At 57.4% G+C, this 12,707-nt stretch carries 11 protein-coding genes; 9 read left to right on the plus strand and 2 right to left on the minus strand.

Translation table 11 applies throughout. The features are described from left to right. Positions 1-85: 85 nt before the first annotated feature. Positions 86-2,245, plus strand: a complete 2,160-nt coding sequence (locus tag ILT44_RS20745) for a glycosyltransferase family 2 protein (protein ID WP_204241522.1) — start codon at positions 86-88, stop codon at positions 2,243-2,245. A 119-nt stretch (positions 2,246-2,364) separates the two neighbouring features. On the opposite strand, the gene pgsA is transcribed toward ILT44_RS20745, so the two are convergent. Further along, the gene (pgsA, locus tag ILT44_RS20750; RefSeq protein ID WP_239468410.1) at positions 2,365-2,979 is read right to left on the minus strand and encodes a CDP-diacylglycerol--glycerol-3-phosphate 3-phosphatidyltransferase; all 615 of its coding nucleotides are present in this window, start codon (positions 2,977-2,979) and stop codon (positions 2,365-2,367) included. A 344-nt stretch (positions 2,980-3,323) separates the two neighbouring features. Further along, positions 3,324-3,746 (minus strand): hypothetical protein, encoded by a 423-nt coding sequence (locus tag ILT44_RS31040; protein WP_239468415.1) that lies wholly within the window; start codon positions 3,744-3,746, stop codon positions 3,324-3,326. Between ILT44_RS31040 and ILT44_RS20755 the strand changes: the two genes are divergently transcribed. The 8 genes from ILT44_RS20755 to ILT44_RS20790 form a co-directional block, all read left to right on the plus strand. Beyond that, the gene (locus tag ILT44_RS20755) at positions 3,648-5,312 is read left to right on the plus strand and encodes a glycosyltransferase family 2 protein (protein WP_307826605.1); all 1,665 of its coding nucleotides are present in this window, start codon (positions 3,648-3,650) and stop codon (positions 5,310-5,312) included. The genes ILT44_RS31040 and ILT44_RS20755 overlap by 99 nt on opposite strands. Before the next feature lie 287 nt (positions 5,313-5,599). Further along, positions 5,600-6,577 (plus strand): glycosyltransferase family 2 protein, encoded by a 978-nt coding sequence (locus ILT44_RS20760; RefSeq protein WP_204241524.1) that lies wholly within the window; start codon positions 5,600-5,602, stop codon positions 6,575-6,577. 38 nt (positions 6,578-6,615) lie between these two features. Further along, on the plus strand, positions 6,616-8,688 hold the full coding sequence (locus ILT44_RS20765; protein ID WP_204241525.1) for a glycosyltransferase family 61 protein: 2,073 nt from the start codon (positions 6,616-6,618) through the stop codon (positions 8,686-8,688). Between the two features lie 16 nt (positions 8,689-8,704). After that, positions 8,705-9,112, plus strand: coding sequence for a sugar 3,4-ketoisomerase (locus tag ILT44_RS20770; protein ID WP_204241526.1), 408 nt, complete (start codon positions 8,705-8,707; stop codon positions 9,110-9,112). Further along, positions 9,109-10,227: a DegT/DnrJ/EryC1/StrS family aminotransferase gene (locus tag ILT44_RS20775; protein WP_204241527.1), complete on the plus strand. Its 1,119-nt coding sequence runs from the start codon at positions 9,109-9,111 to the stop codon at positions 10,225-10,227. The genes ILT44_RS20770 and ILT44_RS20775 overlap by 4 nt, the downstream gene beginning before the upstream one ends. Further along, positions 10,224-11,021: an LbetaH domain-containing protein gene (locus tag ILT44_RS20780; RefSeq protein ID WP_204241528.1), complete on the plus strand. Its 798-nt coding sequence runs from the start codon at positions 10,224-10,226 to the stop codon at positions 11,019-11,021. Before ILT44_RS20775 ends, ILT44_RS20780 begins: the two co-directional genes overlap by 4 nt. A 109-nt stretch (positions 11,022-11,130) precedes the next feature. Continuing rightward, the gene (locus tag ILT44_RS20785) at positions 11,131-12,207 is read left to right on the plus strand and encodes a putative sugar O-methyltransferase (RefSeq protein ID WP_204241529.1); all 1,077 of its coding nucleotides are present in this window, start codon (positions 11,131-11,133) and stop codon (positions 12,205-12,207) included. A gap of 135 nt (positions 12,208-12,342) precedes the next feature. After that, positions 12,343-12,707, plus strand: a 365-nt coding sequence (locus ILT44_RS20790) for a transposase (RefSeq protein ID WP_204241530.1), incomplete at its 3' end; no start/stop codon positions are given.

The raw sequence follows: 12,707 nt of genomic DNA on the forward strand, positions 1-12,707 counted from the left end.
CGAAACAGAACCCCCGGTGCTCTTGGGCTTTAGTTTGAAAAGTTATATTCGAAGGAGTTCCATCTCGAGAGGCCGTGACGGAAGCATGCTTGAGTCGAAGCTGAAATTGCGAGGGCTCCGCATCGGTGATGCTGTTCAAGGATTGGGCGGTGACGATCCGAATCGGACTGGAGCACAGCTAAGACCTGAGCCTCTTTGCCTGGCTTTTTCTCCAACCCAGCCTCTGGGGCCCGGTAATCTCTTTATGAGTATCAAGTTTCCGCCTGAGGGCATTCTGAATGTTCTCTGCCGCTTCCGCTTGGCCGATACGACTGATTACTATGTCGATCTTCCGCGGGTCGAGCGTAACCATTATGCGGGAGTGGTTTCGCTTCCTGCCCCACTGACATCCGTCACACTGGAGGTCAGTGGCTCTAGTGAGCCGCTTGGCTTGACCGAAATCGCGCTGCAGCCCTTAAAGGGATTGAAAAAGCTGCGCTTCCGCGCCGGACGCATCGTCGCGAGGGGCCTGCGCGAAGTCCGGAACCGTATTGGCCGCAAACGCCGAGAGGAGGGGCGCCGGGCAGGGGGGCAACTGCGAGATTACCAGGTCTGGATGGATCGCTTCGACGAGCGTCCCGATATTGATCAGGATCTGCATCGCCGCAGAGCCCACCGGCTCCTGGAAGGACCAACGATTTCCTTGATCTCTTACGTCGGCTCGAACTTGGATTGCAGCAAGCAGACAATTGCGTCGTTGAAGGCACAGTTCTACGAGCGTTGGGAGTTCCTTGTTTTGACGGATTCCTCTGCGTCCCAAGCCGAGCAGGCAAGGCTGCTGGAGAAGGAGACCGACAGCCGTATTGCTGTGAGGCAGATCGAGGGAGACTATGCGAGCGCATGCAACCTGGCGCTTGCACGTGCTCAAGGAACGTTTGTCGGCATCGTCCCTGCAGGAGCGCAACTGCCAGCCCATGCCCTCACGGAGATCGCCGCGATCATCGAGGCTCATCCTAACCTGCAGTTACTCTACACGGATGAGGACCGCTTGGACGTCAACCAACGGCGTCATGCTCCCCTCTTTAAGCCGGGCTGGTCACCGGATTTCCTGCGTTCGCAGAACTACCTTGGCGATCTGACGCTCTATCGGACGGAAACACTCAGGCGGTTAGGCGGATGGAGGCCGCTCGAAAGTATGGAGGATTACAACATCCGGCTTCGCTTCGCAGAGGATATTGCGTTATCCAAAGGAGAGGTAGTGCACCTCCCGAAGGTCTTAGTCCATGTTCCAGGGACATCACAAACCAAGGGAGGGGACACGACGGCTCGTTCCCCTGTCTGGTTTCTCCACGAACATGGCGAGCGAGAGGGGCCTGCGAAGCTCTCGGACAGGTCCGCTAATCGGCCGTTGAACCCGCCTCTGGTGCCGGAGCCGCAGCCGCTAGTCTCGATCATTATTCCGACGCGCGACCAAGCGGCGCTCCTGCACGCTTGTGTTCGCTCGATCCTCGATCGAACCGATTACGCGTCATACGAGATCCTTATCGTCGATAACGGTTCGCAAGAACCCGAAACGCTCCGGCTCTTTGCGGAGATTTCCCGGAACGAGAGGGTGCGGATTCTTGAATACCCACATCCGTTTAACTATTCAGCCATCAACAACTACGCTGTGCATCATGCGCAAGGCGGCTTTCTGGCTCTTCTCAACAACGATGTTGAAGTCATCGCGGGCGGATGGCTCTCCGACATGGCCGCTCATGCAAGTCGCCCCGAGATCGGATGCGTGGGAGCAAAACTCCTCTATCCAGATGGCACGGTTCAGCACGGCGGCATCCTTTTGGGGGTAGCTGGTCTTGCTGGCCATGCGCATCGGAACGCGTCCAGTTCGGACTCAGGCTACCTAGGACGTTTGCAGTCTGTTCTGAATGTCTCGGCCGTTACGGCGGCATGTCTCGTCGTCAGGCGGGGCATTTTCGAGGAAGTTGGCGGGCTCGACGAGATCGGTTTGGCGACGGCCTTCAACGACGTGGATTTTTGCCTCAAAGTTCGTGAAGCCGGATACCTAAATTTATGGACCCCGGAGGCAGTCCTTGTTCATCACGAATCCAAGACCCGTGGTTATGAATGGACAAAGGCCAGGAGAGCTCGATTGGCTCGCGAAGAGGAGGTCATGCGTCGCCGCTGGGGGAGAGCGCTGTTAGAGGATCCCTATTACTCGCGGCACCTAACCCGGGTTACCGAAGATTTTCGCATTCGACGGGTATAACTGGTGCAGGCGGCAATACCGTGTTCCGTTTGGGTACAAGATGAGCTTTCCCCTTCGCAGATCACCCACTTCAATCGACGCGTTCGCGGACCCATGCGAAATAGACGAGCTTCATGGATCTAACCCTCGTCCATGAGATGGTGGATGCCGTTCTTGAAGTAGTCCCAACCGGTGTAGATCGTCAGAACGGCCGCGACCCAGAGCAGGACGATGCCGATCAGCGTGTTGTTCGGCAGCACCGTCTCGCCGGCCGGTCCCGCGATCAGGAAGCCGAGCGCCACGAGCTGAAGGGTGGTCTTCCACTTGGCGACCCGGCTGACCGGAACGCTCACCTTCAGCTCGGCCAGGAACTCGCGCAGGCCCGAGACCAGGATCTCGCGGCACAGGATCACGATGGCAGCCCAGACGGCCATTCCGTCGATCGTGCGCGTGTAGACCAGCATCAGCAGGCAGGCGGCCACCAGAAGCTTGTCGGCGATGGGATCGAGCATGCGCCCGAGCACCGATTGCTGCCCGTAGGTGCGCGCCACATAGCCGTCCAGGTAATCGGTGATTGCCGCGATTGCGAAGATGATCAGGGCGAACCAGCGCGACCAGTGGTCCTCGGGCCAGAACAGGAGACCGACCACGGCCGGCACCGCTACGAGCCGACCATAGGTCAGCAGGTTCGCCAGGTTGAAGGCCTTTGAGCGGCCCAAGGAGGGAGCGATCTTCATGTCACCCGCAGGAAGCATGACGTGGCGCTTCAGTCAACCAGAGCGCATGAATGCGCAGAGCAAGAGATTACCTTGATTCTGATCATCAAAACGCCTAAAGCGCGATGCTGATAACACATTTTAACTCAACCCTTCGAGGGCGTGACGTAACGTCAGACAGGGGATCCGGGGTTTGACCGTTGCGAATGTCAGATATCTCAGGCACTCCGAGAGAACAGGAGATCGACATTGCCGCTCGCGCTGAAGAGGCTGTTCTTGTCAAGGAAAATGCCAAGCTTCAGCGCGAAAACGCCGAACTGCGCAACGAGAACACATTCCTGAAAGCCCGGCTCGATGGGATGGTGGGCTCTGCTTCGTGGCGGCTAACGGTGCCGCTGCGGTTTGCGCAGCGCCTTGCTCGTGGCGATTGGCGGGCAGCACGCAAAAGCCTCGGCATTGGCTTTAGAATAAGTTACCACGGTTTCAGGGTCGGTTACCACAAACTGCTGCCTCGCCCATTGCGGGAGAAAGTCGCTTTCGGACGCGCAAGGATCCTGAAGTATGTTCGCAGCATCGGGCATTCGTCTGTAAACCAGGCAGCCCTTCAGGCTATCGTGGATCGACGCTGCGCTATTGCGAAGGGTTTCTCCGCTAACCCTGTCTCCCCTGCGGCTCCAGCCGAATGGCCGTTTATCGACGTCACGGTTGTGTGTTTCAATAGCCGCAAATGGCTCGACGGATTTGTCGGAAGCCTGATCGGCCAAGTTTATCCGCTTGGGAAGATCCATCTCAGATTCGTCGACCATGGATCAACCGATGGAACGGTGCAGACCCTTAAGGAGATTAAGGACCAAGAGGGCAGCCGCTTCGCGAGCTTCGAGGTCCTCGTTCAGGAGAACCTGGGCTTCGGAGCCGGTCACAACACGGGCATCCGGGCTGGCCAGTCACCTTATTGCCTCGTGACGAACGCCGATCTCACCTTCGACGGTGACGCGCTCGTACGGGTTGTTGCCAAGGCCTGCGCAGACGAGGCAGAGGTGGCGTGCTGGGAGTTGCGCCAGAAGCCCTACGAACATCCCAAGTTCTACGATCCCATAACCGGCGAGACAAACTGGAACGCTCATGCCTGCGTTCTGCTGCGCCGAAGTGCATTCGAGGCAATCGGAGGTTACGACGAAAACATCTTCATGTATGGCGAGGATGTCGAATTATCCTATCGGCTCCGCAGGCACGGCTTTCGCCTGCGCTACTGCCCAGAGGCAGTGGTCTGGCACTTTACCTATGAGCACGAGCATCAGATTAAGCCGCTTCAGTTCACGGGCAGCATATTCGCAAATCTGTATCTGCGACTAAAATTCGGAACCTGGCGTGACATCGCTGTCATTCCCTACCTGAGCGCACGGCTCCTTCTTGCACGAGAGGTCTACCCCGAAAGCAGAAGGGATCTGGTGAAGAGCCTCAAGCGCCTCATCGGTATCATGCCGCAGGCTCTTCGGCAGCGCAGACATTCCACAGCTCTGTTCCCGTTTCATCGATGGGATTACGACTTCGTGCGGGAGGGGGCATTCGTTGAAGCCCCTGGAAATGAGAGCAGAAAGCCCCTCGTTTCTGTTGTGACGCGCACTTTTCGAGGGCGTGAGACGTATCTGGTGCAGTGCATTCTCTCCGTGATGGGCCAGACTTATGCCTCCATTGAGCATGTGATCGTCGAAGACGGTGGTGACACCCTGCGAGACGTCGTCGAGCGGGTGTCGCATGCCGCCGGTACAAACCTCCGCTATCTGCCGCTCGCAAAAGTCGGTCGTTCGGCGGCTGGCAATGCGGGACTTGCCGCTGCGAGAGGTGAGTTCGTCATCTTCCTCGACGACGACGACCTGTTCTTTGCGGATCACATCGAGGCCTTGGTTGGGGCTTTGGCCTTGAACCCTGATGCCGCTGCAGCCTACTCGCTTGCATGGGAAGTCCCGACGGACGCAAGCCGCCTTCCTGATGGAGCCTATGTCGAGCGTGAGCCTGTCTTCCATCGAGCCATGCGGCGCCCGTTCGATCCGGATGTGTTGCGGGAACTCAACTATATCCCAATCCAGGCGATCCTGTTCGAGCGCAAGCTCTATGTTGATCGTGGCGGCTTCGAGGAGGATCTCGACGCATTGGAGGATTGGAACCTCTGGAACCGCTACGCCGTCGGCAACAGGTTCGCCTATGTTCCCAAGGTGACTTCGCTCTACCGCGTTCCGGCCGATCCCCGGATCGCTGAGAAGCGGGCGGAAATCCTCAGGGCCGCCTATGAACCAGTCCTTGCCCGGACAAAGCAGATGGTCTGCCAGCTGGAGAACACGACGGCGCCATGTAACTTGCCCGGACAGGTCTGAGCCGTGCGGTCGTGGCACTGCACGTCCCACTCCCGTGAAGGTTCATTCGGCTGCGCCGTGCGCCGATGGCGCTCTGTTGAGGACAGTTCGGCGATTGGGAGTGTGGCACGGGCGTCGCGGTCCTGCCGATCGGCAGCCCTTCGTGGTTTGGCGGTTGGGGCAAGAGATCTGATGAAGTGCAACCAAGGCCCAAGCGCATGGGACCTTCGGACGCTAGTTAATACAAAGTGCTCGTGGAGAACTGCCTAGGCGCGGGTTCAGCATTTTTCGCCTGAAGGGGTTATGGTGTGACTGAGACAAACAGGCCGAAAATCAGCGTTGTCATCCGCGCATTCCAGGACGCGAAGCATATCGACCGTGCGATTGAGAGCGTCCTTGCACAGAGCTTCGCCGATTTTGAGCTCATTGTCGTCGATGATGGCTCCATGGACGGCACGCGGGAGGCCGTCGCAGCTTTTGACGCCCCTCAAATCGTCTACGTCTGGCAACCCCACCTGGGGCCAAGCGCCGCCCTGAACAGAGCCATCGGTCACGCGCGCGGCGCCTATGTGGCTTTCCTCGCGGCTGAGGACGAATGTCTACCCGACCGGCTGGAGTTCCAGCTAACAAGCCTTGAAGGTGGTGGCTTTACCTCCCATTTCTGCGCCCCGTCTCTGATTGACGAGCACGGTGAAGAACTGGACGACCATGCCGCACCTGTGTTCTTCAAACACGACGCAACAGACGGGGCAGGCGCTTATAGGGATTTCCTTAACTATGGGAATTTCTTGTGTTTTTCCGGCGCGATGGTGAAGCGTGAGGCACTTGAGCGCGTAGGGGGCTTCAATCCTGGCCTTTTCCGGGCGCATGACTTTGAGCAGTGGATCCGACTGTGCAAGCTCGGTGGGATGGCCATATCACGAGAACGATTCGTGAGGCACCGAGTGCGGAGGGAGCGTTCATTCCCACCAGGGATTCGCCTTGGGGCGAGCAGTGATTCCGAGCTTGCCCATGTCTATGAGCATTTCTTTGATGGCGTCTCGGTCGAGCTCCTGAAGGCCGCTTTCCCGGATGAGTCCCACATCTGGGGAGACCCGCTCGTCGATGATCCTCAGGGTTTCGCGACGATGCTTCTCCTCCTTCATCCAAGCCCATCCATACGGGAAATTGCCTTTCGCCGCCTTCTCAACCTGTTCAGGGATGAAGGCCCGTCCGGACCAGTCATGCTGTCGAATTTCGAGGTTGACGCACCGGCTCTGGCTACTGCATTGCGATCACACCGATAGAACTCCACTAACCCATTCCGGAACTGAAGCCTGGAGCGATGTTGCATAAAGACACTAATCTTTACGCGCGGCTGGCTGGTCGATGGCGAGGTCGTGGCTTGATCCGGATTCCAGGAGCGATCCTGCGAAGGCTCATGCGGCGAGCTTCGCCCCAGAGCGATGAGTCGCCTCAATGGATCAGCAAGGTCTATTTCGATCGCGACTATTATCTTTGCAGCTATCTCGATGTCGCTGCTGCGGGCATTGATCCCCTGGAGCATTTCGCCCGGTACGGCGAGGCGGAGAATCGGAGGCCCAATCTCCTGTTCGATCCCGGCTACTATCTGGAGCGGTATCCCGATGTCGCGGCTTCCGGCTTAAGCGCCATCAGGCACTATACCCTCTATGGCGAAGCTGAGCGTCGCCAGCCTCACCCCTGGTTCGATCCCATCTTGTACGAAAGTCAACTGCCACGATCCGAGCGCACCGGGCTGGGCTATATCGAGCATTTCTTCCGCCGTGGCGCATCCGAGGGACTTCGGACAAGCATCCTGTTCGACAGTGACTTCTATATTCGACACGTGACCGGTCGGGCGGTGGCGAAGGAGCACGCGCTCATTGACTTTCTCACGAACATGGATGCCAGCCCGCATCCGATGTTCGACCCGGAGTATTACCTGCGTGCCAATCCGGATGTTTTGGCTGCCCGAATAAGCCCGTTTGAGCATTATGCGAGGCATGGTGTTAGCCGGAACTACCCCATCTCGGCCTTTTTTGATGCCCACTATTATCAGGCCGTCTACCGGATCGACAGGAATGGCAGCGCTCTCGCGCATTATCTGGAGCACGGCCTGCGGGCTGGCTGTGTGCCGAGCAGTCGTGCGGAACGGAACGGCTTGCTCTACAGCTTTGTCACACAGTCCCTTCAAGCGGATGAGTTTAGCCGCGCGATCGCGCAGGATCGGCAGATCTTGGCGATTTCTGATCTCGACTGGGTCCAATCTGCCGCAGGGCCCGTTCAGAGTGTTGCTGTCTCGGCGCCGGAATATGGTTCGTTGCCGATGCCGCCGTCGGCGCAGGAGGAGGCTCTTGTCTACCCTGCTAAGATGTTCGGGCGGGACATTGATCCGGAGCCGTTTAGGGCAAAGCTGCCCGATTTGTATATGGCTACGATCGATAATGCCGTGTGCATCGTCGGAACTAATCTGGTTGTGACATCGGCTGGGGACATCCTTCATGACGAACTTGCGGAAGATCCTGAGAATCGTTTTGGAGTAAAGCCCGGAATTGTAAGGGCTTTCCTCAGCGGAAAGGCCCTCATTCACGTTCCGGTTCTCAAGGAACAACTGGCCGAAGGCGTTCTACTGTCCTGCGATGCGGATGCAAACTATTACCACTGGATGTTCGAGGTGTTGCCGAAACTGATGCTCCTCGACCAGTGCGGCGTTCCGGTCGACGCTCCTCTGATCATCACCAGCGAGGCCCATCCCAACTTCCTGGAATTGCTCGCCCGTGTCGCGCCTAGCCGGGCGGTGGTGCGCTTCCCGCATCAGGTGGGTGTCAAGGTAAAGAGGCTCTGGATGCCCGGGAACCTGTCAAGGGTCCTCAGCAACTATAAGAATCCGGTTGACCCCGCTTATGACATTGTGCTCTCACCGAGCGGCTTGAAATATGTTTACGACAAGCTCCGGCCGGCTCAATATGCGGCGCCGTCCCGGCGGCTCTATCTGGCTCGTCCCCGTGGGATCCGGAGGGCGCTGAACGAGGACGTTTTGATCGGCTTGTTGAGAGAGCGTGGCTTCGAGATCGTTGATCCCTCTGGACTCAGTATTGATGAGCAGCGGGAAACCTTTGCATCCGCCGAATTGATCGTCGGACCGACGGGTGCGGCGATGACGAACCTCATCTTCGCCCATCCAAAGGCGCAGGCGTTGATCTTTGTGGCGGATCACCCGCAGACGAACCCCTATATATTCAGCCAGGTTGCCCAATTTCGCGGGATAGACCTGGCATTTCTGGCGTGCAAGCGCGCTTTTTCGATCTCAGGCGAATACTCCGTACATGACGACTACTTCGTCGACCCGGATGCTCTGGTGCGTTGGATTGACGAAGTTGGCAGGCCTGCAAACTAACACTATGGTGCCTTCCATGAAACCCTGGCAGTTGATAGATCTTCCTCGGGTACAGGATCCTCGCGGTAATCTGACCTTCGTTGAGGGGGGGCGCCACCTGCCCTTCGATATCGCCCGCGTGTATTACCTCTACGATATCCCTGGGGGAGCGAATAGGGGCGGACATGCCCATAAGGAGCTGCAACAGGTCCTGATTGCAGTGTCAGGCAGCTTCGATGTGCATCTCGATGACGGGCACAACACGGAAGTCATCACCTTGCGTCGCTCCTATACTGGGCTTCTCCTGAGGTCGATGGTGTGGAGGGTGTTGGATAATTTCTCGTCTGGTGCGGTTTGTCTCACGCTGGCATCAATGCCCTACATCGAGGACGACTACTATCGAGACTACAACGACTTTATCAAAGCGGTGGGATCCAAGTCATGAATGTGCCCTTCTTTGACCTTCGCGCGACCCATGATGAGATCCATGATGAGATCATGGCCGCGGTCGCCGGAACCCTTCAGCGGTCGAACTTCATCCTAGGTCCTGAACTGGAGAAGTTCGAAGCTGAATTCGCCGAATATTGCGGAGCCCGCCACTGCATCGGAGTGGGAAACGGGCTCGATGCCTTGAGGCTGATCCTGCTGGCATATGGCATCGGCCCTGGAGACGAAGTCATTGTTCCGGCCCATACCTTCGTTGCAACTTGGCTTGCTGTCACCGAGGCCGGGGCACGCCCAGTCGGCGTTGATATCGATCCTGCGACCTACAACCTCGACCCGAGCCTCATCTCGGCGGCCGTGACCCCGAAGACTCGGGCCATCATGCCTGTCCATCTCTATGGACGCCCAGCCGATATGGCCGCCATCAACGAGGTTGCAGCAAAGCACAGCCTCGTCGTGATCGAGGATGCCGCTCAGGCCCATGGCGCCACAGCATTTGGCAAGAGGGCAGGGGGGCTTGGGGGTGCTGCGGCCTTCAGCTTCTATCCGACGAAGAACCTGGGAGCGCTGGGCGATGGCGGTGCCATCGTGACGAGCGACGATGAGGTTGCACGCCGTGCGCAAACCATTCGCAATTACGGTTCGGCGAAGAAGTACCATCATACCTCGCTCGGCACGAATTCCCGTCTGGACGAAATGCAGGCCGCGGTCCTGCGCGTCAAGCTGCGCAGCCTCGACGGTAAGAACGAGGCACGACAGCGGCTCGTGCAGCGATATCTGGAGCGGCTGAAGCGGATCCAAGGTCTCGGTGCGCCAGAAATCGATCCGCAGATGAAGAGCGTCTGGCATCTTCTGGTGGTGCAGACGCCCGGCCGGGACGCCCTTGCGGAACACTTGGCATCGCATGGGATCAGCACACTCGTGCATTATCCCATCCCTCCGCACCTCCAGGAGGCCCTTGCGCATCTGGGCTATAAGAGGGGAGACTTCCCCGTCGCAGAACAGGCCGCTGAGGAGGTCCTGAGTCTGCCCTTGTGGCCAGAAATGAGTGACAGCCATGTTGATCGGGTGCTCGATGCCCTCGAGGCCTGGAATGGCTTTGGTCGTTTGTCATGACGAAGATTGGAGCAGGGTCTTACGTAAGCCCCGCTTTCGAGATTGATGATGACGTAGAGATCGGGAACAACTGCGTCCTCAGCGGCTCCGGCCGAATTCATTCGGGCGTAAGGATCGGTCATCACGTCGTCATCGAGGGGCAGGTCTCCGTCGGTTCCTCGACGTGGATCGGTCATCACTCGACACTCTCCGGAGTTGTTGAAATGGGGGCTGGCAATGAGATCTTTCCCTATTGCTCAATCGGCTATCCGCCCCAGCATCCCGAGAGCCCCAAGCCTTCTGGCGGGGTGATGATCGGTGACCGCAACGTGCTGCGGGAGTTCGTCTCTATTCACGCCCCGGCGGAGGAGATGGTGACCAGCATCGGTGATGCCTGCTACCTCATGACCTCCAGCCATATTTCGCATGACTGCACCGTCGGCAACGGCGTGAAGATGGCAATGAATGCGACACTCGCCGGGTTCGTGAAGGTTGGTGACTATGCCTATCTGGGGCTGCACGTTGCGGTCCATCAGAGAATACATATAGGCGCCCATGCCATGTTGGGCATGAACACGCCGATCGTGAAGCATGTTCCCCCCTTTGCTGTCATCTTCAATCAGAGGTTCCGGAAGATAAACCGCTATGGCATGGCCAAGAGAGGGTTCACTCCGGAGGAGATAAATGCACTCCAGGATTACTATGAAACGGGAGCCTTTCCGGCGATGGCTTTCCCGACGGTGGTGGAAGCCGAAAGCTTCGCACGGGATCATACGGGATTGCCGGTGTATTCGCTGAACTCGTGTTCCAGCTAGGTTATAGCGCGAGGACCCTGCGGCCCGAACAGGTGGCGGAGATAGCTCCAAACGGGTGAAGTGACAGACTGGGGCAGAGCATCGACGCGCCTTTTTATGGAGAATCTCCTTGGGTAAATTCCGGCTTCCGTCGTGGGATGAGACACGTTTTTCAGTTGCACCCAACCGTCCGCTCTTTGAAGAACTAACGGCAGCGATGCTGGCCCACAACGAGAGCATAGATCTCGGCCCGTGGATGCGTCTGCCCGAAGAGCAAGTCTCTGGCACAATGGAGCTCATGCTCGATCCATGGTGCGGGGTTCTTGGGCAGATCCCGCTGCTGGAGCCATCGCGGATTGCGGACTGTTCCGGTAAGCCACATTACCTAGAAGATTATCATCGCTATCTTAGGTCGATAGATCATTATGGCCTTTTGAACGATGTCACATTCGAAGATCTTGGACAGCGGGGTTGGAGACTATTCGATCTCGGGAGCCTGATAGACTTCCTTCTGATCTCAGCCTTCGTGGATTTCCAAAGTAAAAGGACAAACGTGTTGGAGATCGGAGGAGGATTTGGGCGCCTTGCTGAATTCCTGCCTTTGGTGACGAATGCTGATTTTCGTTACATAAATATCGACGCCGCTCCGGTATCGCTAATGTATTCTTATGAATACTTGCGAGCGCGATTTCCTGAGAAGCGCGTCGTGATGTTTTCTCCCGAGAAGAAGATCGAAGATTATGATTTCCTGATTGTGCCAACTTGGCATGCTGACGCACTTCCCAAAGAAGCAGTAGATCTGGTGATCAATGTCGAGAGCATGCAGGAGATGAATCAAACTCTGGTTGATTACTACTTGTCGTATATCGATGAACGCACGCCAGTAGGCTCTCACATTTATCTTGTCAATTCTCGGGAGTGGCTTTTCAAGGGGACTTGGAATTTCCCCCCCTCATGGGAAGTTCTGTACCGACACCGCACCGTGAGAGCTTGGACGCCAGATCAGCCGGCAGAGTTATTCCGCAAGGCGGATGTTGTAGTCGAGGCAGTCAATCGCTTGAGAAAGGCAGCGTTTGATCAGGAAGTAGATGCAGTGAGACAGATTGCAGAATTGGCGAAATACAAGCACTTGGTCGAAATAGGGCACCTCGTTCCTGCGGATGGGGTGCCGCAAGTACTTCAGGATTCAAGCGAAACGGATCTGTAAAAACATTCTCTTTTCGATACTTAGTCGGCCCTGAATAACCCACAACTTGTTGGGACAGAAGGATTCTTCGTCGTCACGAAGCATTGTAAAATGCCAGCATCTGGGGACGGACCCGCTTAAACCTGGTGTTTTGCCATGGGACCCAAGCCGACGCTGCCGAGTTCCAGCGATCTCTACCGCAGCCGCCTCGACCAGATCCTCGATCCCCGCCACGCGTTGTTCCGCCTGGCTGTTTTGATCGACTGGGATCGCTTCGATGAGGAGTTCGGCCGCTTCTATCGTCCGCTCGGACGACCCGCGAAGCCGACGCGCCTCATGGTCGGGCTGTCGTATCTCCAGCATACCTTCAACCTGTCCGATGAGGCGGTGGTGCAGCGCTGGATCGAGAATCCGTATTACCAGTGGTTCTGTGGCTGCGAGTACTTCCAGCATGAGCTGCCGTGTGATCCCAGCTCGCTGACGCGCTGGCGCAAGCGGCTCGGACCCGAGGGACTGGAGAA

The sequence above is a fragment of the Microvirga arvi genome (genome assembly GCF_016892765.1).
Classification (GTDB): Bacteria; Pseudomonadota; Alphaproteobacteria; order Rhizobiales; family Beijerinckiaceae; genus Microvirga; species Microvirga arvi.